21 protein-coding genes are annotated in these 25,223 nt (G+C 54.1%); 9 read left to right on the top strand and 12 right to left on the bottom strand.

Annotation, left to right across the window (positions count from 1 at the left end; translation table 11 throughout):
• Positions 1 to 49 precede the first annotated feature (49 nt).
• The 3 genes from aroA to K7B04_RS13505 form a co-directional block, all read right to left on the bottom strand.
• Positions 50 to 1,333, bottom strand: coding sequence for a 3-phosphoshikimate 1-carboxyvinyltransferase (aroA, locus tag K7B04_RS13515; RefSeq protein ID WP_163448507.1), 1,284 nt, complete (start codon positions 1,331 to 1,333; stop codon positions 50 to 52).
• A 71-nt stretch (positions 1,334 to 1,404) separates the two neighbouring features.
• On the bottom strand, positions 1,405 to 2,493 hold the full coding sequence (gene serC, locus K7B04_RS13510; protein WP_163448505.1) for a 3-phosphoserine/phosphohydroxythreonine transaminase: 1,089 nt from the start codon (positions 2,491 to 2,493) through the stop codon (positions 1,405 to 1,407).
• Positions 2,494 to 2,693: 200 nt separating this feature from the next.
• A complete protein-coding gene (locus K7B04_RS13505; protein ID WP_163448503.1) occupies positions 2,694 to 3,386 on the bottom strand; it encodes a DUF421 domain-containing protein in 693 nt (230 codons plus the stop codon).
• 129 nt (positions 3,387 to 3,515) lie between these two features.
• Here K7B04_RS13505 and ycaO point away from each other — a divergent pair, with 129 nt between their 5' ends.
• From ycaO to pflA, 4 genes are all read left to right on the top strand, one after another.
• A complete protein-coding gene (gene ycaO / locus K7B04_RS13500; RefSeq protein WP_163448502.1) occupies positions 3,516 to 5,276 on the top strand; it encodes a 30S ribosomal protein S12 methylthiotransferase accessory factor YcaO in 1,761 nt (586 codons plus the stop codon).
• A gap of 406 nt (positions 5,277 to 5,682) precedes the next feature.
• Positions 5,683 to 6,540 carry a formate transporter FocA gene (gene focA / locus K7B04_RS13495; RefSeq protein ID WP_064548778.1) on the top strand — a complete coding sequence of 286 codons (858 nt, stop codon included), beginning with the start codon at positions 5,683 to 5,685 and terminating at the stop codon, positions 6,538 to 6,540.
• Between the two features lie 56 nt (positions 6,541 to 6,596).
• Positions 6,597 to 8,879 (top strand): formate C-acetyltransferase, encoded by a 2,283-nt coding sequence (gene pflB, locus K7B04_RS13490; RefSeq protein WP_163447728.1) that lies wholly within the window; start codon positions 6,597 to 6,599, stop codon positions 8,877 to 8,879.
• 206 nt (positions 8,880 to 9,085) lie between these two features.
• A complete protein-coding gene (pflA, locus tag K7B04_RS13485; protein ID WP_064548773.1) occupies positions 9,086 to 9,826 on the top strand; it encodes a pyruvate formate lyase 1-activating protein in 741 nt (246 codons plus the stop codon).
• Between the two features lie 47 nt (positions 9,827 to 9,873).
• On the opposite strand, the gene K7B04_RS13480 is transcribed toward pflA, so the two are convergent.
• Positions 9,874 to 10,722 carry a MurR/RpiR family transcriptional regulator gene (locus K7B04_RS13480; protein WP_167576294.1) on the bottom strand — a complete coding sequence of 283 codons (849 nt, stop codon included), beginning with the start codon at positions 10,720 to 10,722 and terminating at the stop codon, positions 9,874 to 9,876.
• Positions 10,723 to 10,844: 122 nt separating this feature from the next.
• Between K7B04_RS13480 and K7B04_RS13475 the strand changes: the two genes are divergently transcribed.
• Genes K7B04_RS13475 through K7B04_RS13455 form a run of 5 tightly spaced genes read left to right on the top strand, consistent with a single transcriptional unit; the run spans position 10,845 to position 14,613 of the window.
• A complete protein-coding gene (locus tag K7B04_RS13475; protein ID WP_163447730.1) occupies positions 10,845 to 11,120 on the top strand; it encodes a PTS sugar transporter subunit IIB in 276 nt (91 codons plus the stop codon).
• 15 nt (positions 11,121 to 11,135) lie between these two features.
• Positions 11,136 to 12,401 (top strand): PTS ascorbate transporter subunit IIC, encoded by a 1,266-nt coding sequence (locus K7B04_RS13470; RefSeq protein ID WP_064548768.1) that lies wholly within the window; start codon positions 11,136 to 11,138, stop codon positions 12,399 to 12,401.
• A gap of 12 nt (positions 12,402 to 12,413) precedes the next feature.
• Positions 12,414 to 13,211: a transketolase gene (locus tag K7B04_RS13465; RefSeq protein ID WP_064548766.1), complete on the top strand. Its 798-nt coding sequence runs from the start codon at positions 12,414 to 12,416 to the stop codon at positions 13,209 to 13,211.
• Positions 13,211 to 14,122, top strand: coding sequence for a transketolase C-terminal domain-containing protein (locus K7B04_RS13460; RefSeq protein ID WP_163447760.1), 912 nt, complete (start codon positions 13,211 to 13,213; stop codon positions 14,120 to 14,122). The genes K7B04_RS13465 and K7B04_RS13460 overlap by 1 nt, the downstream gene beginning before the upstream one ends.
• A gap of 53 nt (positions 14,123 to 14,175) precedes the next feature.
• Complete coding sequence (locus K7B04_RS13455) at positions 14,176 to 14,613, top strand: PTS sugar transporter subunit IIA (protein ID WP_223802241.1); 438 nt, start codon at positions 14,176 to 14,178, stop codon at positions 14,611 to 14,613.
• 31 nt (positions 14,614 to 14,644) lie between these two features.
• On the opposite strand, the gene K7B04_RS13450 is transcribed toward K7B04_RS13455, so the two are convergent.
• The 8 genes from K7B04_RS13450 to lolA form a co-directional block, all read right to left on the bottom strand.
• A complete protein-coding gene (locus tag K7B04_RS13450; protein WP_064548763.1) occupies positions 14,645 to 16,066 on the bottom strand; it encodes an amino acid permease in 1,422 nt (473 codons plus the stop codon).
• Positions 16,067 to 16,317: 251 nt separating this feature from the next.
• Positions 16,318 to 17,469 carry an MFS transporter gene (locus K7B04_RS13445; RefSeq protein WP_163447733.1) on the bottom strand — a complete coding sequence of 384 codons (1,152 nt, stop codon included), beginning with the start codon at positions 17,467 to 17,469 and terminating at the stop codon, positions 16,318 to 16,320.
• Between the two features lie 262 nt (positions 17,470 to 17,731).
• The gene (locus K7B04_RS13440; RefSeq protein ID WP_223802240.1) at positions 17,732 to 18,595 is read right to left on the bottom strand and encodes a dimethyl sulfoxide reductase anchor subunit family protein; all 864 of its coding nucleotides are present in this window, start codon (positions 18,593 to 18,595) and stop codon (positions 17,732 to 17,734) included.
• Between the two features lies 1 nt (position 18,596).
• Complete coding sequence (locus K7B04_RS13435; RefSeq protein WP_167576297.1) at positions 18,597 to 19,214, bottom strand: DMSO/selenate family reductase complex B subunit; 618 nt, start codon at positions 19,212 to 19,214, stop codon at positions 18,597 to 18,599.
• 10 nt (positions 19,215 to 19,224) lie between these two features.
• Positions 19,225 to 21,669, bottom strand: a complete 2,445-nt coding sequence (dmsA, locus tag K7B04_RS13430; protein WP_064548754.1) for a dimethylsulfoxide reductase subunit A — start codon at positions 21,667 to 21,669, stop codon at positions 19,225 to 19,227.
• 203 nt (positions 21,670 to 21,872) lie between these two features.
• Positions 21,873 to 23,165 (bottom strand): serine--tRNA ligase, encoded by a 1,293-nt coding sequence (gene serS / locus K7B04_RS13425; protein ID WP_035892448.1) that lies wholly within the window; start codon positions 23,163 to 23,165, stop codon positions 21,873 to 21,875.
• A gap of 92 nt (positions 23,166 to 23,257) precedes the next feature.
• Entirely contained in the window at positions 23,258 to 24,601 is a 1,344-nt protein-coding gene (gene rarA / locus K7B04_RS13420) for a replication-associated recombination protein RarA (RefSeq protein WP_163447736.1), read from the bottom strand.
• Positions 24,602 to 24,610: 9 nt separating this feature from the next.
• Positions 24,611 to 25,222 carry an outer membrane lipoprotein chaperone LolA gene (gene lolA, locus K7B04_RS13415; RefSeq protein ID WP_163447737.1) on the bottom strand — a complete coding sequence of 204 codons (612 nt, stop codon included), beginning with the start codon at positions 25,220 to 25,222 and terminating at the stop codon, positions 24,611 to 24,613.
• Between the last annotated feature and the right edge of the window lies 1 nt (position 25,223).

Raw genomic sequence — 25,223 nt, 5'->3', positions numbered from 1 at the left:
CCGAAAAAAAACGCCGGCGTCATGCCAGCGTTTTTACGATAACAAAGGATTAGGCCGGGGTACTAATACGCGCCAACTGCTCGAAATAGTCCGGGAACGTTTTCGCCGTGCATTTCGGGTCAAGAATAGTGACGGGCGTATCCGACAGCGCCACCAGCGAGAAACACATTGCCATACGGTGATCGTTATAGGTGCCGATTTCCGCAAAATTTAGCGTCGCGGGCGGTGTCACACGAATATAGTCTTCACCTTCTTCAACTTCAGCGCCCACTTTACGCAGTTCGGTCGCCATCGCGAACAGTCGGTCAGTCTCTTTCACACGCCAGTTATAGATGTTACGCAGCGTCGTCGTGCCTTTGGCAAACAGCGCCGCGGTGGCAATCGTCATCGCCGCGTCAGGGATATGGTTCATATCCATGTCAATTGCGTTCAGCTCGCCGTGGGTGCAGGCAATGTAGTCATCGCCCCAGGTGATGGTTGCGCCCATTTTCTCCAGCACGTCAGCAAAGCGAATATCGCCCTGTACGCTGTGGCGGCCGATACCGGTCACCTTCACGGTGCCACCTTTAATCGCCCCGGCCGCAAGGAAGTAAGAAGCTGAAGAGGCGTCGCCTTCTACCAGATATTGTCCAGGAGACACATATTGCTGATTACCGCTCACGACGAAGCGCTGGTAATTCTGGTTTTCAACTTCAACACCGAAGGTTTTCATCAGGTGCAAGGTGATATCAATATACGGTTTGGAGACCAGGTCACCCTTGATACTAATGGTGGTGTCCTGCGGCGCCAGCGGTGCAGTCATCAGCAGCGCGGTCAGGAACTGGCTGGAAACGCTGCCGTCAACCTCAACGTTACCGCCGTTAAAACCGCCCTTCAGTCGCAGCGGCGGGTAGTTTTCCTGCTCCAGATACTCAATCTGTGCGCCGCCCTGACGTAGGGAATCGACCAGGTGACCAATCGGACGCTCCTTCATGCGCGGTTCGCCGGTCAGCACAATATTGTTTGCGCCGAGGCACAGCGCGGCAGCCAGCGGACGCATGGCGGTGCCGGCATTACCCAGGAACAGTTCCAGCTCGCCGGGCGCCTGCAGCGGGCCGCCGTTGCCGGTCACTTCGCAGCGGGTACGATCGGCAGACAGGGTGTAGTGAATTCCCAGCGCTTTCAACGCGTTCAGCATGTGGCGAACATCATCGCTGTCCAGCAGGTTTGTCAGGACGGTGGTGCCACGTGCCAGCGCCGCCAGCAGCAGCGCACGGTTCGACACGCTTTTAGAACCAGGCAGATTAATCGTGCCATCTACGCGCGCGATAGGTTGTAACGTCAGGGATTCCATGAAACTCAACTCTCAAAAGCAGAAGTAAAAACCCCACAGACTGGTGCTGTGGGGATGAACAAAAAATAAAATTAACCGTGGCGACGTTCGAAGTCCTGCATGAACTCAGTTAACGCCTGTACGCCAGCCAGCGGCATAGCGTTATAGATGGATGCGCGCATCCCGCCCACGACGCGGTGGCCTTTCAGCGCATGCAGGCCGGCGGCAAAGGATTCCTCGAGGAACACTTTGTCCAGCGCGCTGTCGGCTAGCTGGAACGGCACGTTCATGCGTGAACGGTTGGCGCTGGCCACGTCGTTGCGATAGAAATCGCTGCTATCAATGGTGTTATACAGAAGATCGGCCTTCTGCTGATTGATGCTGTCCATGGCCGCAACGCCGCCCTGCTCTTTCAGCCATTTGAAGACCAGACCCGCCAGATACCAGGCGAAAGTCGGCGGCGTATTGAACATGGAGTCGTTGTCGTTCAGCACGGTGTAGTCGAGGATAGACGGGCAAGCCACGTGCGCTTTGCCCAGCAGATCTTCGCGCACGATGACCAGCGTTAAGCCCGCCGGGCCAATGTTTTTCTGCGCGCCTGCGTAAATCACGCCGTAACGGCTGACGTCAATCGGGCGAGAGAGAATGGTCGATGAAAAGTCAGCGGCAACGATCACGTCTTTACCAAAGTTCGGCGTCTCTTCAATCGCGATGCCGTCGATGGTTTCGTTCGGGCAGTAGTGCAGATAGGCCGCGTTATCGGAAAGCTGCCAGTCGCGCATCGGTTTAACCGCACGCTTGCCGTCGACGGTAATTTTCGCGTCGATAACATTCGGGGTGCAGTATTTTTTGGCTTCTTTTACCGCACTTGCCGCCCAGTAACCCGCATCGACGTAGTCGGCAGTGGTTTTGTCACCCAGAATGTTCAGCGGAACGCCGGCAAACTGACCGCGTCCGCCGCCGTGGCAGAACAGTACTTTGTAGTTGGAAGGGATATTAAGCAGGTCGCGGAAATCTTTTTCTGCTTCCTCTGCCACGTGGATAAACTCTTTACCACGATGGCTGACTTCCATTACCGACGTACCTAACCCGTTCCAGTCGCAAAGTTCTTTCTGCGCCAGTTTAAGAACTTCTGCCGGAAGCATCGCCGGACCTGAACTGAAATTAAAGACCTGAGCCATAACCCTCACCACATTGCAATGTTGTCTGACCGCATGCCTCGCGCGTCATCAACGCGTGGGCATAAGTTATTCCTGTGGCTATTGGTTTTATCATTCAGTGACACGCGCCGCAATGTCTAAAACTTTCTGCCGCCGAAATGCGCCGTTCATCACACAATAGATTCTGCCGTCTTGCCGGTACAAAACCGACAAAATCGCTGTCAGGCAATGCGTTTCGCCCTGCTCACCTTCGTCCATGCCGGATTTGCGCAGCGCGGACATAATTGGCGTTCCCCCGCCTGTAGGCCGACAACATAGCTGCAACGGACGCACGCGTATTCTCCCGGCTCAGGCACCGCTTTAAATCGCTGGGTCAGGCTATCGGGTAAGATACACAGGCCAGGTTTTACCTCATCGTCGGGATAAAAAAACACGCTAATCTGGCCGTCGGTTTCCATAATCGCCAGGCGGACCTGCCCAAGTTGCTCAATGCTGTTAAGACGCAGCGCCATAAAAAAATCCAGCTCCGTCAGATTCGCTCGCCGCACGTTCTCCCAGGCCAGTTGGCCTTCTTTCACGATGACAATCGCTTTGCCTTCGAGTAGATCCTGCACTTTCTCGCTTTTCGACATCAGCCACATCGCCAGCCGATACAACAGCGCGAGAGTGACAAAAACGGCAAATACCGGTACCAGCGGGACATCATCATAAAACGCCACGTCTCCCGCCGCCGACCCCAACGTCAGGATAATCAGCACTTCAAAGAGCGACATCTGGCGAACGCCGCGGCGCCCGGTAATTTTGAGAAACAAGAAAACCAATACGAAAGTAAAGAGGCACCTTAGCGCCACTTCACCTAAAAATTCAGGGGGAGCTTTATCAAATGCCATCCGTTGAAGATCAAATGCTTTCATTTTTTTCGACGCCTTAACAGTAGGTTATCGTCAGTAAGCATAGCTGCCCCTTTTATTTTCGCCGAAGATAGCACCCGTCACGCAAAACCCGTATCATTGCGCGCTTTCCGTACGACAAAAGAGATTGCTATGACGCAAACCTATATTCCCGGCAAAGATGCCGCACTGGAAGATTCCATCGCTCGCTTCCAGCAAAAGCTGCTCGATCTGGGCTTCGATATTGAAGAAGCCTCCTGGCTGAACCCGGTTCCTAACGTCTGGTCGGTGCATATTCGTGATAAGGCATGCTCTCTGTGCTTTACCAACGGCAAAGGCGCGACCAAAAAGGCGGCGCTGGCTTCCGCGCTGGGCGAGTACTTCGAACGTCTGTCAACCAACTATTTCTTCGCCGACTTCTGGCTGGGCGACAAAATCGCCAACGATCCGTTCGTTCACTACCCGAACGAAAAATGGTTCCCACTGACCGATGATGATGAAGTACCGGAAGGCCTGCTCGACGCGCGTCTGCGTGCGTTCTACGATCCTGACGATCAACTGACCGCCAGCATGCTGGTCGATCTGCAGTCCGGCAACGACGATCGCGGCGTGTGCGGCCTGCCGTTTACCCGTCAGTCCGACGGTGAAACCATTTATATCCCGATGAACATCGTCGCGAACCTGTACGTTTCCAACGGCATGTCGGCGGGCAACACCCGTAACGAAGCCCGCGTTCAGGGTCTGTCGGAGGTGTTCGAACGCCACGTGAAAAACCGCATCATTGCGGAAAGTATCAGCCTGCCGGAGATCCCGGCCGAGGTGCTGGCGCGCTATCCGGGTGTGGTGGAATCCATCAAAACGCTGGAAGCGGAAGGTTTCCCGATCTTCGCTTACGACGGTTCATTGGGCGGTAAATATCCGGTTATCTGCGTGGTACTGTTCAACCCAGCCAACGGAACCTGCTTTGCCTCCTTCGGCGCTCATCCGGACTTTGGCGTCGCGCTGGAGCGTACGGTAACCGAGCTGCTACAGGGTCGTGGTCTGAAAGATCTCGACGTGTTCACGCCGCCCACCTTCGATGACGAAGAAGTGGCTGAGCATACCAACCTGGAAACCCACTTCATTGACTCCAGCGGTTTGATCTCCTGGGATATGTTCAAGCAGGACGCCGACTATCCGTTCGCCGACTGGAACTTCTCCGGCACAACCGAAGAAGAGTTCGCTACGCTGATGGCTATCTTCAAAGAAGAAGATAAAGAAGTGTACATCGCCGACTACGAGCACCTTGGCGTCTACGCGTGCCGCATCATCGTACCGGGCATGTCCGATATTTATCCGGCTGAAGATCTGTGGCTGGCAAACAACAATATGGGTAGCCATCTGCGCGAAACGATCCTCTCCCTGCCGGGCAGCCAGTGGGAGAAAGAAGAGTACCTGAATCTGATCGAGCAGCTCGACGATGAAGGGCTGGACGACTTTACCCGCGTGCGCGAACTGCTGGGTCTGGCGACCGGTCCAAACAACGGCTGGTACACCCTGCGTATTGGCGAACTGAAAGCCATGCTGGCACTGGCGGGCGGCGATCTTGAACAGGCGCTGATCTGGACCGAGTGGACCATGGAGTTCAACGCCTCGGTGTTCAGCGCAGAGCGCGCTAACTACTATCGCTGCCTACAAACGCTGCTGCTGCTGTCTCAGGAAGAAGAGCGCGAACCGCTGCAGTATCTGAACGCGTTTGTCCGTATGTACGGCGCCGATGCGGTGGAAGCCGCCAGCGCAGCGCTGAGCGGCGAAGAGGCATTCTATGGCCTACAGCCGGTTGACGGTTCTCTGGAGGCCTTCCCGGCCCATCAGTCGCTGTTACAGGCCTACGAGAAACTGCAGCGCGCAAAAGCCGCTTTCTGGGCGAAGTGATCGTTTCTCCATATAAATAGTAGGTTTAATCGACGACCTGGGCTATATTACGGGGCCACTTGCTGGCCCCTTTTTTATATTTCAACGTTTCGCTTCGTGATTCTGTGAAAATAAAGTTAAACATAAGTAAACACCATAATTAGTAGCTTACTTTTATTGTTAAATTTCACGATCATTACTCCATTTTAATTAACCAATAAAATGAAGGTAAAAGAAAAAATTCAACTGAATTTGTAAATCTTAAAATTTATTTTCACCTTATTATTCATATCGTTAGCAAGGGATTGTTGAAAAACCACGCGTTCTTCAGGCCTATTAGCCAGGTGAGATATGATCTACATCAAATTCTCATCTATAATGCTTTGTTAGTATCTCGTCGCCGATTAAATAAAAAGAGAGAGTTAGTGTGAAAGCTGACAACCCTTTTGATCTACTCCTTCCTGCCGCTATGGCCAAAGTTGCCGAAGAAGCAGGTGTCTATAAAGCAACCAAGCATCCGCTGAAAACCTTTTATCTGGCGATTACTGCGGGCGTCTTTATCTCGATTGCTTTTGTTTTTTACATTACCGCAACCACAGGTACAGCGGGCATGCCGTTCGGCATTGCTAAGCTGATTGGCGGTATCTGTTTCTCGCTTGGCTTAATTCTTTGCGTAATTTGTGGCGCTGACCTCTTTACATCGACCGTCCTCATCGTTGTGGCGAAAGCCAGCGGCCGAATCACCTGGGGTCAACTGGCAAAAAACTGGCTTAACGTCTATGTTGGTAACCTGATCGGCGCGCTGCTGTTCGTGTTGCTGATGTGGTTGTCCGGTGAATACATGACAGCCAACGGCGGATGGGGGCTAAACGTTCTGCAAACCGCTGACCACAAAATGCACCATACATTTATCGAAGCCGTTGCTCTCGGCATCCTGGCGAACCTGATGGTCTGCCTGGCAGTCTGGATGAGCTACTCTGGCCGCAGCCTGATGGATAAAGCCATGATTATGGTTTTACCGGTTGCCATGTTCGTCGCCAGCGGTTTTGAGCACAGTATCGCAAACATGTTTATGATCCCGATGGGTATCGTAATACGCAACTTTGCTAGCCCGGAATTCTGGACCGCTATCGGTTCGACTCCGGACAGTTTCTCTCACCTGACCGTGATGCACTTCATCACCGATAACCTGATTCCGGTAACCATCGGGAACATCATCGGCGGCGGTTTGCTGGTTGGGTTGACATACTGGGTCATTTACCTGCGTGGCGGCGACCGTCATTAATTGATGGTTGCTCCAGGCAGTAAATAAAAAGTCCACTTAAGATAGGTAGGTGTTACATGTCCGAACTTAATGAAAAGTTAGCCACAGCCTGGGAAGGTTTTGCGAAAGGTGACTGGCAGAATGAAGTAAACGTACGTGACTTCATCCAGAAAAACTACACTCCGTATGAGGGTGACGAGTCCTTCCTGGCTGGCGCAACTGACGCGACCACAGCACTGTGGGACAACGTTATGGAAGGCGTTAAACTGGAAAACCGCACTCACGCGCCAGTTGACTTTGACACCGCCGTAGCTTCCACCATCACTTCCCACGACGCTGGTTACATCAACAAAGCGCTGGAAAAAATTGTTGGTCTGCAGACTGAAGCTCCGCTGAAGCGTGCGCTTATCCCGTTCGGCGGCATCAAAATGATCGAAGGTTCCTGCAAAGCGTACAACCGCGAGCTGGATCCGACCATCAAAAAAATCTTCACCGAATACCGTAAAACCCACAACCAGGGCGTGTTCGACGTTTATACTCCGGACATCCTGCGCTGCCGTAAATCCGGTGTTCTGACCGGTCTGCCAGACGCATACGGCCGTGGCCGTATCATCGGTGACTATCGTCGTATCGCCGTTTACGGTATCGACTACCTGATGAAAGACAAATTCGCTCAGTTCTCCTCTCTCCAGTCTGATCTGGAAAACGGTGTGAACCTGGAAGCGACTATTCGTCTGCGTGAAGAAATCTCTGAACAGCACCGTGCGCTGGGTCAGATCAAAGAGATGGCTGCTAAATACGGCTACGACATCTCTGGTCCGGCTACCAACGCTCAGGAAGCTATCCAGTGGACTTACTTCGGCTACCTGGCCGCGGTTAAATCCCAGAACGGCGCTGCAATGTCCTTCGGTCGTACTTCCAGCTTCCTGGATATCTACATCGAACGTGACCTGAAAGCAGGCAAAATCACTGAACAAGAAGCTCAGGAAATGATTGACCACCTGGTCATGAAACTGCGTATGGTTCGCTTCCTGCGTACCCCTGAGTATGATGAACTGTTCTCCGGCGACCCGATTTGGGCAACTGAATCCGTCGGTGGTATGGGCGTTGACGGCCGTACCCTGGTCACCAAAAACAGCTTCCGTTTCCTGAACACCCTGTACACCATGGGTCCGTCTCCGGAACCGAACATCACCATCCTGTGGTCTGAAAAACTGCCGCTGGCGTTCAAAAAATTCGCCGCGAAAGTGTCCATCGATACCTCTTCTCTGCAGTACGAGAACGATGACCTGATGCGTCCGGACTTCAACAACGATGACTACGCTATCGCTTGCTGCGTAAGCCCGATGATCGTTGGTAAACAAATGCAGTTCTTCGGTGCGCGTGCAAACCTGGCGAAAACCATGCTGTACGCAATCAACGGCGGCGTTGATGAAAAACTGAAAATGCAGGTTGGCCCGAAATCTGAACCGATGAAAGGCGAATACCTGAACTACGATGAAGTTATCGACCGTATGGATCACTTCATGGATTGGCTGGCTAAACAGTACGTCACCGCGCTGAACGTCATCCACTACATGCACGACAAGTACAGCTACGAAGCTTCTCTGATGGCGCTGCACGACCGTGACGTTATCCGCACCATGGCTTGCGGTATCGCGGGTCTGTCCGTAGCGGCTGACTCCCTGTCTGCTATCAAATATGCGAAAGTTAAACCGATTCGTGACGAAGACGGTCTGGCTATCGACTTCGAAATCGAAGGCGAATACCCGCAGTTTGGTAACAACGACCCGCGCGTCGATGACATGGCGGTTGACCTGGTAGAACGTTTCATGAAGAAAATTCAGAAACTGACTACTTACCGTAACGCTATCCCGACTCAGTCTGTTCTGACCATCACCTCTAACGTGGTTTATGGTAAGAAAACCGGTAACACCCCAGACGGTCGTCGCGCTGGCGCGCCGTTCGGTCCAGGTGCTAACCCGATGCACGGCCGTGACCAGAAAGGTGCTGTTGCCTCTCTGACCTCCGTTGCTAAACTGCCGTTTGCTTACGCTAAAGATGGTATCTCTTACACCTTCTCTATCGTTCCGAACGCACTGGGTAAAGACGACGACGTTCGTAAAACCAACCTGGCAGGCCTGATGGATGGTTACTTCCACCACGAAGCGTCTATCGAAGGCGGTCAGCACCTGAACGTTAACGTTATGAACCGCGAAATGCTGCTCGACGCGATGGAAAACCCGGAAAAATATCCGCAGCTGACCATCCGCGTATCTGGCTACGCAGTACGTTTTAACTCCCTGACTAAAGAACAGCAGCAGGACGTTATCACCCGTACCTTCACTCAGTCCATGTAATGGATTTGACTGAAATCGCGATTTAAAAAGCGTACAATAAAGGCTCCACGTCAGTGGGGCCTTTCTTATAAGTGCTCTACGCTCTCCGAGCCTATTTTGCCTGCTAACTTCTATAATCAGGTTAACAAGCAAAATAAACTCAAGACGGCCTGAAATCATGATCGTCACCCTGCCGGACGCAGGGAAGAACTGGAGATAACACTGCAATGTCTGTAACTGGTCGCATTCACTCCTTTGAATCCTGTGGCACCGTTGATGGCCCGGGCATCCGCTTTATTACCTTCTTCCAAGGCTGCCTGATGCGCTGCCTGTACTGCCATAACCGTGATACATGGGACACGCACGGTGGCAAAGAGATCACCGTTGAAGAACTGATGAAAGAAGTGGTCACCTATCGCCACTTTATGAACGCGTCTGGCGGCGGCGTTACCGCGTCCGGCGGCGAGGCCATTCTGCAAGCCGAGTTCGTGCGCGACTGGTTCCGCGCCTGTAAGCAGGAAGGCATTCACACCTGTCTCGACACCAACGGTTTTGTGCGCCGCTACGATCCAGTGATTGATGAACTGCTGGAAGTGACCGATCTGGTGATGCTAGACCTTAAACAGATGAACGACGACATTCACCAGAACCTGGTTGGCGTATCTAACCACCGTACGCTGGAGTTCGCACAATACCTGTCAAAGAAAGACATCAATGTCTGGATCCGCTACGTGGTGGTGCCAGGCTGGTCCGATGATGACGATTCCGCGCATCGCCTGGGTGAATTTACCCGCGATATGGGCAACGTTGAGAAAATCGAACTGCTGCCGTACCACGAGCTGGGTAAACATAAATGGGTGGCGATGGGCGAAGAGTACAAGCTCGACGGCGTGAAGCCGCCGAAGAAAGAGACCATGGAGCGCGTGAAGGGCATTCTTGAGCAGTATGGTCACAAAGTGATGTACTAAACACCAATAGCTTACCCGGCGGCGCAAACGTCGCCGGGATCTCTTCCCTACGACATAAAATATTCCGACAGCTTGTTGGTCACGCTCTCAATCGAGAAAATACGCTTCTGATGCGCTTTCCGGCACTGGCTATAGCGTTCATCCTGCCCCTCCAGCGCACTTAAAATACGATCGGCGACCATCATAGCGCCCGCAATTTCGGCAAAGCCAGATTCCCCCTCGCCTTGCAGGGCGACGGCAGCCTGCAGGTTCCAGTCCGACAGTCGATTTAACGGCGCGAACGATCCCCGCGTCAGCGAGGCAATTTTAATCCCCTGTTCCTTTGCCAACGCCAGCGCCTGCATCATATCAGTCGATGTCTGCTCGGTATGGACAACGATAATTCCCGTCTTCTCGCAGTCGGCCAGCGGTGAGATGGCCGAAGGATAGGAGCGATCGATAAAGTTGGCGCTCTTCCCCATTTGCACCAGCTTCATCTGTAAAAACTGGGCGACCGGTACGGCACTCCCCACCGCATAAATGGCAATATATGTGAGCTGATTTAGCCACACCGCAATCGACTGCAATTCAATGCTATCAACGATAGCGTTGCTGTCACGGATACTGGCCATCACTGCGGAAGTTTCATCATCTGGCTCACCTTCTGAACGCGCCGCGCCGCGCTCCAGCGCCAATGCCGTTCTGAAGTCTGAGAACCCTTTAAAGCCAAAAGCCCGACAAAATCGCGTAATGCTGCCTTCGCTGGTATCAATCGAATCAGCAAGCTCAGAAATCGTGTGTCTCATCACGAAATCAGGATTTTCCGTGATAAAACGCCCTACTTTTTCCAGAATGGGACTTAACCCTGAAGCCTCATTTCTTATGTTTATCAATAAGTTGTTATCTATCTGGCTCATTTTTCGCCTTTTTTGCATGAAATGCAAATTCAGTCACATTCTTCGGTTTATTTTTCGATAATTATTTTTATCACAAAATATTAAATAAAAATAATTATTTTCACAAAACAGGAGAACGTCTCATGAAAGGTCTTATCGTCTGTCGTACCGGTATGGGCAGCTCGTTGATGCTCAAAATAAAAGCCCAGAAAATCATCGATAAAAACGGTTGGGACATCGATCTTGAACACGATGTACTGTCCGGCCTTGCTACATGGCAAGGCATTGATTTTGTTATCACAATGCGCGATCTCACCGATGAAATTGAAGCGGCCGGGTTCCGAGCTATCGGCATCACCGATTTGATGAACAGCGAAGAGATGGAATCCGCGCTCATCAGCGTCGTTCAGAACAACTAACCTCTCGGGGGAAATATGGATCTCCTAAAGTTTATTGTATTCGACATTCTGGGCGTAACCCCACTTTTAGTTGGTTTTATTGCACTCATAGGGCTGCTTATCCAACGCAAGCCTATCGAAAAAGTCCTCTCTGGAACCTTTAAAACTATCGTCGGTTTTCTGGTTTTTGCGGGCGGTGCAGGCCTCGCCGTCACCTCTCTGGGTAATTTTCAGACCTTGTTCAGCGATGGGTTCGGTTTGAAAGGCGTCATGCCTTTAGCAGAGGCGCTAACCGGGCTGGCGCAAACCAAATTCGCGATGTGCGTTTCACTCATTATGGTGGTGGGTTTTGGCTGGAACCTGTTTTTTGCCCGTATAACGCCGTTTAAGTACATCTTTCTCACCGGGCAACACAATCTGTATCTCTCCGCCCTGCTTACCGTCACGTTGAAAGCGCTAGGCTATAGCGACATGACGACAATTATCGTCGGTTCTATTTTGCTGGGGCTGGCAGCCTGCCTGTATCCGGCTATTGCCCAGCCGTGGATGCGCAAAATCACGGGCAATGATGAGATCGCTATGGGGCACTATGTCACTCTGGCTTACGCCGCGTCGGGGTGGATAGGCTCAAAGGTCGGCGATCCCAAACAATCAACGGAAAAGCTTAACCTTCCGGGATGGCTCGGGATCTTCAAGGATTACATTGTTTCAGTGTCGATCTCGGTCAGCATTTTTTACTACATTGCCGCGCTGGCTGCAGGTAAAGCCGCGGTCACCGCAGCCGCAGGCGGTATGCACTGGCTGGTTTATCCGCTGTATCAATCGCTCACCTTCACGGCATCGCTATACATTATTATCACTGGCGTCCGGCTGCTGTTGTCTGAAATTGTTCCCGCTTTTCTCGGTATCTCAGAGAAATTTATCCCTAACGCTAAACCCGCACTGGACTGCCCGGTCGTCTTTCCTTACGCGCCTACCGCCACCGTACTGGGATTTATTTCATCTTTTGTCGGCGGACTTGTGGTCATGGGGTTTCTTGCCCTGCTTGGCCAAACGGTCATTATTCCCGTCGCGATTCCCTACTTCTTTATCGGCGCCACGGCAGCGGTATTTGGGAACGCCTCAGGGGGCTGGAAAGGCGCTATTGCCGGAAGTTTTATCACCGGAATTCTGATCGGCATAGGCCCTGCACTGATCTATCCCATCATGGAATCCGTCGGACTGTCGGGCACCAGCTTCCCGGAAACCGATTTTGTCGCCCTGGGGCTGGTTGTGTACTACATCGGCAAAATGCTGCCATAAGAGGGAAATACGATGACTATTGAACAACTGAAGTCGCACGCGCTGAGCGCTCGCCGTGACATTGTAAGCATGATTTATGAATCAGGGATCGGCCACCCGGGAGGTGCCCTTTCCATCATCGATATCCTGACGTGGATCTATGATGAAGAGGTCGATTTTTCTGTTTCGCCGCGGGCCCGCGTGGTGATGAGCAAGGGCCACGCCGTTGCAGCGCAGTATGCCATGCTGTACCAGAAAGGAATTATCAATCGAAGTGAATTTAGCTCGTTCCGCCAGATTAACTCACGCCTGCAGGGTCACCCCAGCATTAAGTCGATTCCCGAGGTGGATGCCACCACCGGGCTGTTGGGTCAGGGATTATCCATCGCTTTCGGGATGGCCGCGGCCAAAAAACAGCACGGTGAGAACCAGCGCGTCTTCGCCATTATCGGTGACGGTGAAATGCATGAAGGGCAAATCTGGGAAACGCTGCAGCAGGCGGGGCATATGAAAATGGATAACCTGGTAGCCATTATCGACTACAACGGGTTTTCTTCTCACGACCCGGTTAACGAGGTGATTAACCTCGAACCACTAGCCGATAAGATCCGTCATTTTGGCTGGCACGTCCTTGAATTACAAAACGGTAATGACATGCACCAGGTCGCCGACACGCTGCTACTGTCACGCCATCTTAAAGGCAAACCAGTCGCGATCATCGCCCATACCACGAAAGGCTGCGGCGTAAGCTACATGGAAAATAACGGCGACTGGCATTCTAAAACCCCCACCACTGAACAGTACCAGCAGGCTATGGAGGAGTTGCAATGATGAAAGCACCACGCGATGAAATCGGTCAGGCGCTGATCGCCCTGAAACAAAAAGGCTACCCGATCGTCGCCATTGATAGCGATTTAGCCAGCTCGACACGGACCGACCAGTTCGCCGCCGTCTACCCGGATGCGTTTTTCGAAATGGGGATTGCGGAAGGTTCGGCGATGAGCTTCGCCATCGGTCAGGCGCTGGAAGGCAACATTCCCTTTTACGTTAACTTCGCCATGTTCATCACCGGCACGGCATGGACTCAGCTACGGCAGGCCTGCTACGCCAAAGCCAATATTAAGCTCGTCGGCAGCCACCCCGGGATGGATGATGGGCCTGATGGCGCTTCGCATCATGCCCTGGAAGACCTGGCGCTCACCCGGGTTCTACCTGGCCTGACTATCCTGACGCCCGCTGATGCCGAAGAGGTGGCGGAGGCATTTGAGCAAGCAGTAAACATCAACGGGCCGGTCTACATCCGCGTGGCGCGCGAACCGATGCCGGTCCGCGATAAATCTGTCGTTCCACGCGTCAGCGATATTGCCGCCATCGCCAACAGCGGCAGTGACTTTGCGATCGTTTTTGAAGGGACCGTGCTTGAGCAAGCGACTGAAGGCTATGAAAAGCTCCTCGCCAGCGGTAAAAAAGGCAAACTGATCCACGTCGCGACGCTGAAGCCGTTTAACCAGCAGGCATTCTTTACGCTGATTGAAGGCTGCCCGATCATTGCTTCGCTCGAGAATCACACGGTTAACGGTGGGTTGGGCGGGCAGATAGCCGAAACGCTGGCTCAGGTGGCCCACCCCGCTCGTCTTACCCGTCTTGGCACGCAGGATACATTTACCGAATCCGGTAACAGCCGGCAGCTAAAAGCCAAATACGGCATATCTGGCGACGCGCTATATCGTGCGCTTTGTTAACCAGGGAATCGGTCGCCCGGCGTATCGGGCGACCTTATCAGCAGGAGTTCGACATGGAGAATGCGCTTTTTACTGCCCATCAATTCACCGCGCAAAAAATCGATTGGCGCAGCGCCGTTAAGCTCGCCTGTCAACCGCTTGAAGCACAAGGAGATATCAGTGCTCACTACGCACAAGCCATTATCCGCGCCACCGAGCAGAACGGCCCCTGGTATATCCTTAGTCCCGAGTTTGCGCTACCTCACGCGCGTCCGGAAGAAGGCGTATTAAGCCAGCAAAGCCGCTTGTCGCTGCTCTGTTGCGCCGAATCGGTCGTTTTTCCCGACCACCCGGATGTGCGGCTGATTATCGTACTGGCCGCGGCAAACGGTGAGCAGCATATTCAAACCATTCAGCGTTTGGTCTGCTGGCTGGATGAGGAAAATCGTTTAGCGAATCTCACCGCCATCACCAGCCAGCAACAGTTCACATCGATGATCGCCAGCTCGTAATCGTAAAGGGGGCTTCCCCCCTTTGTTCGCTTTAGCGATTCTTACGCGCCAGCAGCGGGAAAATCAGCCCCAGCCCCACTAGCACAAACGGTGTCGCCACGTTCAACGATAGCTGGAAAGCCCACTCCGGCGTGAAAGCGGTCATTTTCGGGAAAATGCCGGTCAGGCAGGCAAAAGCGGTAAACAGGAAGCACCATACGCCAACGGTCATCGCCAGCGAGCGATTGCGAATAAACACGTACTCGGCGTGATATTTTTTTCCCAGCCGAATCACCGCAATAAACGCCACGAATACCCACAGATAGCGCAGCGGCATGACCACCGAGTTGAGGTTAAGCAGCCACTTGTAGAGGTTGTTCATATCGCCAATGCCCAGCGTCGGCAGCATAATCAGCAGCGCCACCAGCACCAGCGTCAACAGGTAACCATTGACCGGCGTGCCTGACGCATTGGTGCGGCACAGTTTCTGCGGGATATAGCGACTATCGGCATCGCTCAAGAGTACTTTCAGCGGCGCATCGATAGAAAACACCAGCGCGGCAACCTGCCCCAACGTGTTGGCAATGGCGTAAATGACCATCAGGCTATTGCCCATATGATAGTACTCGCCGAGGCGCTGGAAGGCGTAATACTGACCGTTGGCCATCAGGTCATCGGGAATATTGTTAGAGTCAAACATCATCCCCATCGCCAGCGAGCCGAGAATGGCGCACACCGCCACCATTACCGCGAGGAAGATCATCCCGCGCGGAAACTCTTTTCCGGGATTACGGGTATTGTTGACGTACGGCGAGATTTTCTCCGCGCCGCCAACGGCAAAGACCAGCATCGAAATGGTGGTGATATAAGTGAAGTCAAAATGCGGAATGAAAGTGCGCCAGGTAATATTGGTGGTGGCGATGGTCACTTCGGTGATGGCCGGTGCGGTCACCGCCATCACCACGTACAGCAGCGACATCACAAACATCGCGATACCGGCGATAGACCCCACCAGCTTCAGCGATTTCATTCCACGCGAAGCCACCCACATAAAGAAGACAAATAGCGCCAGCGTGCAGCCCTGGAGCGCGACAACGCCGTACTCGGTGATCAACGAGCCGTTGCCTTTAATCGCCCAACCGAGGGCAATCAGAATCGCCTGCGGCTTCTGCGCCAGATAGGGAATATGCACCACCCAGTAGGTCCAGGCCGCCAGATACGCCAGCCCCGGCCCCATGGTGTTTTTAATCCAGGTACTGACCCCACCCTTGCCGTCTTTAAAGGTGGAACCGAGCTGCCCGACGATCAGCGCATACGGCGTGAAGTAAAGGGCGAAGATAAACAGCCAGGAGAAAACAACCACCAGCCCCTGGTTGGCGTAGTTATTGACGACGTTGCCAAAACCCCACACCGTAATGAAAGACATCAGCGCGATGTTGTACCATCGCAGCTGTTTCTCTTGCTCGCTTGCCATAAAATCCGTTCCTTGAATGTTATTATTCGCAAATGCGTTATTTTTCGACGGATGATTATGCGAGCACTAAGCAGAAAAGGATAACGTAACAGTGCAAAACTCCAACATCCCGCACATTTAATAGGGTTAATGGCGTTGAAGTCAGCAGGTTATAGGCTCGCCTGAACCGCCGCGCTACGATAGCGCGACGTGAGTTCAGTATAGTGCCGATGGTGGGAAGGCGCGTTATCAGGCCGATAACGCGCCGAAAATCAGGCGTGGGCCACCGGGGTCGGATGGTGCCCGGCTTTGCGCAGCAGCATCATGAGATACACGAACGACACCCCGGCAATCATAATAAACAGCAGGTTATCGGAATAGTTTTGCATCAACATCGCGGTTAGCGTTGGGCCGACCAGGCTGCCGATGGTATAGCTCAGCAGCAGCGCCTGATTCATCGATACCAGTTGATGGTGTTCCACTTTCTCGCAGGCCCAGGCCATCGCGACCGGATAGAGCGTAAAGCCCGCAGCGCCCAGAATAAACAGCGCGGGCGCCATCATTGCCTGGCTTAACATCCCCATACAGCCGATAATGACGACAAACACCTGGACGCGCAGTACCAGCAAACGACCATAGCGGTCCGCCAGTCGGCCAATCGGCCATTGGCCCAGAATCCCGGCGCTGACCATCACCGCCATCCAGAAACCGATGCCGGAGTCGCTGACGCCGCGATGGTTAAGGTACAGCGGCATCAGCCCGTACAGCGAACCCAGCACGATACCGGAAATAATGCAGCCGTTGACGCCAAGGCGCGCCTGACGCAGCTTGAACATCGGCCAGACGCGCGCGCTGTCGTCCTGCTGTTCATCCTTCTGATTGAGAATACGGGTAAACAGCAGCGGCAGAATACCGGCCAACACCACGCCGGTCATTAGCGGCAGAATGGTCGCCATGTCCGTCGGCAGCTTGCTGACAATGAGCTGGCCGAGCACGGTGCCGATGTAGTACATCATCATGTAAGCCGCCAGCAGCCGTCCGCGGTTGCGCGAGGTGCCACTGCACATCAGCGCGCTCTCCACCACCACCCAGATCATCGCGCAGCCGACGCCGGCGATAAAGCGCCAGAACATCCAGCTCCAGAAGCCCACCATAAAGCCCAACCCCACGCAGCCCGCAGCAAAAATCAGCGACGCGATGTAATAGCTGAAGTTGAAGCCCAGACGCTTAATCAGTCGACCTGTCAGCATCGTACCGACCAGGTTGCCGGTAAAATAGGACGAACCGACCATCCCTACCTGCCAGGTTGGCAGATTTTCATGGGCGAGCCAGAGCGGGACGAGCGTGTTTAATACCGCGATCGCCAGCGTCAATAACAGTAAGCCGCAGAGCAGCAACAGCACTGGGCGAGTATAGGTGGACATGGGCTAAAAACCGTGAGGATAGAATGATTTCGAGCGCATCATGCCACCGCCAAAAACATTGTCAATCCACCTGATTTGCCCCAAAACACGCTTTCTGACGCGACGATTGATGTTTCTTATTCAGCGTGACGGTGCAAACGAATAAGCAAAATGTATTTGATTGTTTTTATTGATAAACGGAGTAAATGCGCAGGAAGGGTTCAGTCGAAAAAATTCATGAACAAAAAGTGCCAGGGCGGGATCGCCCTGGCAGATTATTAGCTTAGCTGGCCACCGCCATGCCCACGGTCATATGCAGACCGTAAAACACGCCACGCCCAATCAGCTCTCCGACCAGCACCAGCACAAATGCCAGGCTGAGGAGCGGCAGCGCCGGCTGATAGCCCTTCAACTGCGGAACTATCCAGCACACCAGCGCCAACACAATCGCAGCAACGCGCCACGCCATCAGCGAACCGTAGTCTGGCACCAGCGCAGACGCTTGCTGAATCGAGCTGTGAATCGTGGCCAGTTCAACCCCTTGCATCAGGGAAACCACCACGCTAATCACCAGCGCCGCGAGGCTCACCGCCGGCAGTAAGCGCAGTGCCCAACCTTCCACTCCTGCCCAACACAGCAGCAGGTAACCCAGCAGTGGGCCGCCGATAAACAGCGTCAGGAAGAAGCTCAGCGGTGTCCAGACGCTATACCAGGTCGGTACGGTATCGATGGTGTTATAGACGCGCACCATCATCCACACGAAGACCACGCCCAGCACCATCGTCACCACCAGCCACAGGCTACGCAGTGCGCAGGAGAGCTTGTTGGTCACGGCCAGCAGCCAGCCGATACCGCCGACGGCGAAGAAAATCGCGCCGCTGGCAATTTCGTTACTCAGTGACGACGCGCCTACGCGATTCAGCGAGTTAAAGGCACGCATCGGCGAACCGAGGTGTAGCGTCGAGGCGACAAACCCAATGCCCATCAACACCCACAGCGCAAACATACTCAGCACCACGCGCTGTTGCTGCTCGCGCGATAGCTGCCCTTTCATCAGCGCCAGCGCCAGAACGATAAAACCGCCGGCCACGCACTGCCCAAAGACCGTGAAGATCATTAGCGGCCATTCATGCCATCCACTTCCCATCTCACACCTCCTTCGGATTGGCCAGGTAGCCAGTGGTATCGCCGCACGGACGTGCATTGGCGTTCGGTTTAATCACAATGCTTGGTTTGGTGAAGTGCGCCGACGGCAGCGGCGCAACAGCCGCCAGTTGGCCGTGCTTCTGGCGCAGTTCTTCAATCGGCCCAAAGTCCAGCGCGCGCAGCGGGCAGGATTCCACGCAGATTGGTTTTTTGCCTTCCGCTACGCGCTCATGGCAGCCATCGCACTTGGTCATGTGGCCTTTGGCGGCGTTGTATTGCGGCGCGCCGTATGGGCAGGCCATGTGGCAGTAACGGCAGCCGATGCAGACATCTTCGTTAACGACCACAAAACCATCTTCACGTTTGTGCATCGCGCCGCTTGGGCACACTTTGGTACAGGCCGGATCTTCGCAATGGTTACAGGCAATCGACAGGTAGTAGGCAAAGACATTCTGGTTCCAGACGCCGTTGTCCTCCTGCCAGTCGCCGCCCGCGTATTCGTAAATACGGCGGAAGCTGACGTCCGGGGTTAAGTCTTTGTAATCTTTACACGCCAGCTCGCAGGTTTTACAACCGGTGCAGCGTGCCGAATCAATAAAAAAGCCATATTGGGTGGTCATCGGTTACTCCTTACACCTTCTCAACCTGGACAAGGTTCGTGTGCGATGGGTTGCCTTTCGCCAGCGGCGACGGGCGTTGAGTGGTCAGCACGTTAATGCAGCCCGCCTGGTCGATACGTTTTGTATCCGGGTCATACCAGGCCCCCTCACCCAGCGCAACGATGCCCGGCATCATGCGTGGAGTCACCTTCGCTTCAATATGCACTTCCCCGCGGTCGTTGAAGATACGCACGCGATCGCCATTGGCAATGCCACGTTTCTTCGCATCCAGTGGGTTGATCCACATCTCCTGACGGCAAGCCGCTTTCAGCACGTCGACGTTACCGTAGGTGGAGTGCACACGCGCCTTATAGTGGAAGCCGGTCATCTGTAGCGGGAATTTTTCCGCCAACGGATCGTTGTAGTTTTCAAACCCCGGGGTGTAGATCGGTAACGGATCGATCACATCGCCTTCCGGCAGTTCCCAGGTGGCGGCGATTTTCGCCAGCTCCTCGGAGTAGATCTCGATTTTCCCTGACGGAGTCGTCAATGGGTTGGCCTGTGGGTCTTCACGGAAGGCTTTGTACGCCACGTGGTGGCCTTCAGGGTCGCGCTGTTTAAAGATGCCCTGCTTACGGAAGGTATCGAAATCTGGCAGCTCCGGCACCGCCTGGCGAGAAAGTTCATGCAGATGACGCATCCAGCCTTCCTGCGTGCGCCCTTCGGTGAACTTCTGCTCCACGCCCATCCGTTTCGCCAGCTCGGTGGTCATGTCGTAAATCGTCTTGCACTCGAAACGCGGTTTGATGACCTGATCGGTGAAGATAACGTAGGACATGTTGCCGCAGGAGGCATCCAGCGCGAAGTCCATCTGCTCGGAAGCGGTGCAGTCCGGCAGCAGGATATCGGCATATTTCGCCGATGAAGTCATGTGGCAGTCGATCACCACAATCATTTCGCATTTCTTATCGTCCTGCAGAATTTCATGGGTGCGGTTAATTTCGGAGTGCTGGTTAATCAGACAGTTACCGGCATAGTTCCAGATCATTTTGATCGGCACATCCAGCTTGTCCTTACCGCGTACACCGTCACGCAGCGCGGTCATTTCCGGACCACGAACGATCGCATCGGTCCACATAAACATGGAGATGCTGGTTTCAACCGGGTTATCGAACGTCGGCATACGTTCGAATGGCACTTCATAGGAACCTTCACGCGCGCCGCTGTTGCCACCGTGAATACCGACGTTACCGGTCAAAATCGACAGCATGGAAATCGCGCGGGTGACGATTTCGCCGTTGGCGTGACGCTGCGGACCCCAGCCCTGGGAGATATAGGCCGGTTTAGCGCTGGCGATTTCACGCGCCAGTTTCACGATACGATCGGCTGGAATACCGGTGATCGTGGATGCCCACTCCGGCGTTTTCGCCGTGGCATCATTACCCTGCCCCAGGATATAAGCTTTGTAGTGACCGTTGGCCGGAGCACTCTTCGGCAGCGTTTTCTCGTCATAGCCGACGCAGTACTTATCGAGGAACGGCTGATCGACCAGATTTTCGGTAATCATCACCCACGCCAGCGCAGAAACCAGCGCCGCATCGGTACCCGGACGAATCGGGATCCATTCATCTTCACGGCCCGCGCCGGTATCGGTATAGCGTGGATCGACAATGATCATCCGCGCGTTCGATTTCTGCCGCGCCTGCTCCAGATAGTAAGTCACCCCGCCGCCGCTCATGCGCGTTTCGCCAGGGTTGTTACCGAACAGCACCACCAGCTTGCTGTTTTCAATATCGGACGGACTGTTACCGTCGGCCCAACCGCCGTAGGTGTAATTCAGACCGGCAGCAATCTGTGCTGAAGAGTAGTCACCATAATGGTTCAGGTAACCGCCGCAGCAGTTCATCAGACGCGCAATCAGGGTTTTTCCCGGCGGCCAGGAACGGGTTAAGGTGCCGCCGAGCGTCCCGGTACCATAGTTGAGATAAATAGATTCGTTGCCGTAATCTTTGATCAGGCGCTTCATATTATCGGCAATGGTATCAAAGGCTTCTTCCCAGCTGATACGCTCGAATTTGCCTTCACCGCGTTTACCGACGCGCTTCATCGGGTATTTGAGACGGTCCGGGTTATAGACGCGACGGCGCATCGAGCGGCCGCGCAGACAGGCACGCACCTGGTGCAAACCGTCGTAGTTATCATCACCGGTATTATCGGTTTCTACGTATTTAATCTCGCCATCGACAACATGCATGCGCAGCGGGCAGCGGCTTCCACAGTTTACCGTACACGCACTCCAGGTAACGTGCTCAGCGGCGGTAGCCGGGGCCAGCGTATCGGCCGCGTTCACGATGCGGCTAAAGGGAAGCGTAAAAGCGCTGCTGGCCATCGCCAGGCCACCTATGGCCGTGGTTTTCATTAAACCACGGCGGCTGACCTCGGCTGCCAGTAAAGCATCGGGGGTTTCAGTTTTCATGGACACTCACTTCGTTGCTTACATTGGAAACAAAGCTCGTTATATAGTTTTATATATAACGAATGGCTATTATTATAGTGTTATATGCTGTTGCTACTTCGAAGTGAGTATTAAGGGTTCTACCAGGAGAGGTATTGTTCAGTATCAATGAGGATATAAAAAAAGCGCCTTTCGGCGCTTTTTCGGATGAAACTATCAGGGAATTAACCGATATATTCCAGACCGTTCATGTAAGGACGCAGTACTTCAGGTACTTCGATACGACCATCTGCCTGCTGGTAGTTTTCCAGCACCGCAACCAGCGTACGCCCTACCGCCAGGCCAGAGCCGTTGAGGGTATGGACCAGACGGGTTTTCTTATCGGACTTACTGCGGCAGCGAGCCTGCATGCGGCGCGCCTGGAAATCCCAGACGTTCGAGCATGAGGAGATCTCACGGTAGGTGTTCTGCGCCGGAACCCACACTTCGAGGTCGTAGGTTTTGCAGGCGCCGAAGCCCATATCGCCGGTGCAGAGGATGATTTTACGGTACGGCAGGCCCAGCAGCTGCAGGACTTTTTCCGCGTGACCGGTCATCTCTTCCAGCGCCGCCATGGAGTCTTCCGGACGCACGATCTGCACCATTTCAACTTTGTCGAACTGGTGCATACGGATCAAACCACGGGTATCACGACCGTAAGAACCCGCTTCAGAGCGGAAGCACGGCGTGTGCGCGGTCATTTTGATCGGCAGATCGTCTTCGTCGATGATTTCATCGCGAACCAGGTTGGTCAGCGGCACTTCCGCAGTCGGGATCAGCGCGTAGTTGCTGCTGTCGGCTTCTTCTTCCAGCGGACGGGTATGGAACAGGTCGCCGGCAAATTTCGGCAACTGCCCGGTACCGTACAGGGTGTCCTGGTTTACCAGGTACGGCACATAGTTTTCGCTATAGCCGTGCTGTTCGGTGTGCAGGTCCAGCATGAACTGCGACAGCGCGCGGTGCATACGCGCGATCTGACCTTTCATCACAACGAAACGTGAACCGGTCAGCTTAACGGCGGCAGCAAAGTCCAGACCGCTGTGCATTTCGCCCAGTGTGACGTGATCGCGGATTTCGAAATCGAATTCGCGCGGCGTTCCCCAGCGGCTGACTTCAACGTTGTCGTTTTCGTCACGGCCAACCGGCGCGTCGTCGTGCGGAATGTTCGGGATGGTCAGCGCGATATCGCGAATCTCTGCCAGCAGAACGTCCAGTTCAGATTTCGCGGCATCAAGTTGTTCGCCAAGCTTGTTCACTTCCAGGCGTAAAGGCTCAATATCTTCCCCGCGTGCTTTCGCCTGGCCGATGGATTTCGATCGCGAGTTACGCTCTGCCTGCAGATTTTCAGTTTCTACCTGCAGCACTTTGCGACGCTCTTCAAGAGCGCGAAGTTTATCTACATCCAGCTTAAAGCCCCGGCGTGCCAGTTTTTCTGCGACTGCGTCTGGCTCTGTACGCAGCAGATTGGGATCGAGCATGCTTATCCTATGCTTATCGAATTGAAAGTGGAGTATGCGACCACAGCCCGTGGTCGCAGAGGTACGTTGACAACATTACCGCAACGACTGCACTAGCGGTAGCGTTTTGTGCGGCTATTTTGATCCTGTTCAGCGAGCCAGGCGAGCTTTTCGCCAATCTTGCCTTCAAGACCCCGATTCGTCGGGTGATAGTAGCGAGTTTGCGCCATTTCACTGGGGAAATATTCTTCGCCGGCGGCGTAAGCGTTAGGTTCGTCGTGGGCGTAGCGATACTCCTGACCATAGCCCATCTCTTTCATCAGCTTAGTCGGCGCATTACGCAGATGAACCGGCACATCGTAATCCGGACGTTCACGGGCGTCTGCCATCGCCGCTTTAAACGCGGTGTAGACAGCGTTGCTTTTCGGCGCGCAGGCAAGATAAACGATGGCCTGCGCAATCGCCCGTTCCCCTTCGGCCGGACCGACGCGCGTAAAACAGTCCCAGGCGGAGATAGCCACCTGCATGGCGCGCGGGTCGGCGTTGCCCACATCCTCTGAGGCAATCGCCAGGCAACGCCGCGCCACGTATAGCGGGTCGCCGCCGGCGCTGATGATGCGCGCATACCAGTACAGCGCGGCATCCGGCGCGCTGCCGCGTACCGATTTATGTAGCGCGGAAATCAGATCGTAAAAACGGTCGCCTTTGTTATCAAAACGCGCGCTGCGCTCGCCAGCTATTTCAGTCAGTAACTGTGGCTGTAGTACGCGCTTACCCGTGTCATCAAGCTCGGTCATATCGGCCATCATTTCCAGGGTATTGAGCGCCCGACGCGCATCACCATTCACCAGTTCGGCAATCGCGCGGCGAGTTTCGTCTGGCAGGATGATATCCTGACCGCCGTAACCTCGTTCGCTATCTTCCATCGCCTGAGTAAGCACTTGCTCAATATCTTCGGTGGTGAGCGACTTCAGCAAATAAACGCGGGCGCGGGAAAGCAGCGCCGAGTTTAATTCGAAGGATGGGTTTTCGGTGGTCGCACCGATGAAGGTAATGGTGCCGTCTTCGATATGCGGCAGGAACGCATCCTGCTGGCTTTTATTGAAGCGGTGAACTTCATCGACGAAGAGAATTGTGCGTCGCCCGGCATTACGATTCTGCCGCGCGCGCTCGATGGCCTCGCGGATCTCTTTCACCCCGGAGGTGACGGCTGAAATTCGTTCCACGTCGGCGTTGGCATAGCGAGCAATCACTTCCGCCAGCGTGGTCTTGCCGGTGCCCGGCGGCCCCCACAGAATCATCGAATGCAGATGCCCGGCCTCGATGGCGCGGGGCAGCGGTTTACCGGCCGCCAGCAGATGCTGTTGGCCGATATACTGCGCTAAGTTTTCTGGCCGCATACGCGCGGCCAGAGGTTGAAAGGTATTATCTGAAAAATCGAGCGACAGGTTGCCCACGCATGCCTCTTATTTACGCTGGTCGTCCACCGTCACGCCCTGCGGCGGTGTAAAGGTGAATTTGGACGCGTCCACCGAACCGTTCTGCTGCGATTTCAGCTGATAGCTGCTGCGCTGATCGTCCTGCTCGATGGCGCTGAACTGATGGATAGTGCCATCGCGTCCGACGTTAATGGTAAATTTCTTCAGGTTGCCGTTGCTGCCGCGCGGCGTCAGCACAAAATCATCGCCGGTTTGCTGGATATTGTACTGCTGCCAGTCGCTGGCCTGATTACGGGCAATCAGCATAAACGGCGTGTTGCCGGTGGCATCTTTCAGCCAGGTCGCGGTCGCCTGCTCAACAAACGGGTTATAGAACCACAGGGTTTTGCCGTCGGAAACCAGAATACTTTCATCCGGCTGGGTCATATGCCAGTTAAACAGATTCGGACGTTTTACCCACAGATCGCCCTGACCTTCCTGTACCGCGTTGCCGCTACCGTCCGTCACCTTCTGGGTGAAGCTGGCGTGGAAACTGCTGACTTTGTCAAGACGACTTTTCAGGTCACCGGCGGCGTCAGCCCATACGCTGCTGACAACAAAGCTGGAAAGTAATGCACACGTGATCGCTGCTTTTTTCATT

It is taken from the genome of Kluyvera sp. CRP (genome assembly GCF_019930565.1).
Taxonomy (GTDB): domain Bacteria; phylum Pseudomonadota; class Gammaproteobacteria; order Enterobacterales; family Enterobacteriaceae; genus Kluyvera; species Kluyvera georgiana_A.
This window is presented reverse-complemented; position numbering and strand designations above follow the sequence as displayed.

What these genes read in the sequence shown, in the direction of transcription:
- K7B04_RS13445 (WP_163447733.1), bottom strand. Translation starts at nt 17,469, where the DNA reads ATGTCCACCTATACTCGCCCAGTGCTGTTGCTGCTCTGCGGCTTACTG.
- pflA (WP_064548773.1), top strand. Translation starts at nt 9,086, where the DNA reads ATGTCTGTAACTGGTCGCATTCACTCCTTTGAATCCTGTGGCACCGTT.
- K7B04_RS13480 (WP_167576294.1), bottom strand. Translation starts at nt 10,722, where the DNA reads ATGAGCCAGATAGATAACAACTTATTGATAAACATAAGAAATGAGGCT.
- serS (WP_035892448.1), bottom strand. Translation starts at nt 23,165, where the DNA reads ATGCTCGATCCCAATCTGCTGCGTACAGAGCCAGACGCAGTCGCAGAA.
- aroA (WP_163448507.1), bottom strand. Translation starts at nt 1,333, where the DNA reads ATGGAATCCCTGACGTTACAACCTATCGCGCGCGTAGATGGCACGATT.
- K7B04_RS13450 (WP_064548763.1), bottom strand. Translation starts at nt 16,066, where the DNA reads ATGGCAAGCGAGCAAGAGAAACAGCTGCGATGGTACAACATCGCGCTG.
- K7B04_RS13460 (WP_163447760.1), top strand. Translation starts at nt 13,211, where the DNA reads ATGAAAGCACCACGCGATGAAATCGGTCAGGCGCTGATCGCCCTGAAA.
- K7B04_RS13475 (WP_163447730.1), top strand. Translation starts at nt 10,845, where the DNA reads ATGAAAGGTCTTATCGTCTGTCGTACCGGTATGGGCAGCTCGTTGATG.
- lolA (WP_163447737.1), bottom strand. Translation starts at nt 25,222, where the DNA reads ATGAAAAAAGCAGCGATCACGTGTGCATTACTTTCCAGCTTTGTTGTC.
- K7B04_RS13455 (WP_223802241.1), top strand. Translation starts at nt 14,176, where the DNA reads ATGGAGAATGCGCTTTTTACTGCCCATCAATTCACCGCGCAAAAAATC.
- serC (WP_163448505.1), bottom strand. Translation starts at nt 2,493, where the DNA reads ATGGCTCAGGTCTTTAATTTCAGTTCAGGTCCGGCGATGCTTCCGGCA.
- K7B04_RS13505 (WP_163448503.1), bottom strand. Translation starts at nt 3,386, where the DNA reads ATGAAAGCATTTGATCTTCAACGGATGGCATTTGATAAAGCTCCCCCT.
- K7B04_RS13435 (WP_167576297.1), bottom strand. Translation starts at nt 19,214, where the DNA reads ATGACCACCCAATATGGCTTTTTTATTGATTCGGCACGCTGCACCGGT.
- K7B04_RS13470 (WP_064548768.1), top strand. Translation starts at nt 11,136, where the DNA reads ATGGATCTCCTAAAGTTTATTGTATTCGACATTCTGGGCGTAACCCCA.
- ycaO (WP_163448502.1), top strand. Translation starts at nt 3,516, where the DNA reads ATGACGCAAACCTATATTCCCGGCAAAGATGCCGCACTGGAAGATTCC.
- K7B04_RS13465 (WP_064548766.1), top strand. Translation starts at nt 12,414, where the DNA reads ATGACTATTGAACAACTGAAGTCGCACGCGCTGAGCGCTCGCCGTGAC.
- pflB (WP_163447728.1), top strand. Translation starts at nt 6,597, where the DNA reads ATGTCCGAACTTAATGAAAAGTTAGCCACAGCCTGGGAAGGTTTTGCG.
- dmsA (WP_064548754.1), bottom strand. Translation starts at nt 21,669, where the DNA reads ATGAAAACTGAAACCCCCGATGCTTTACTGGCAGCCGAGGTCAGCCGC.
- K7B04_RS13440 (WP_223802240.1), bottom strand. Translation starts at nt 18,595, where the DNA reads ATGGGAAGTGGATGGCATGAATGGCCGCTAATGATCTTCACGGTCTTT.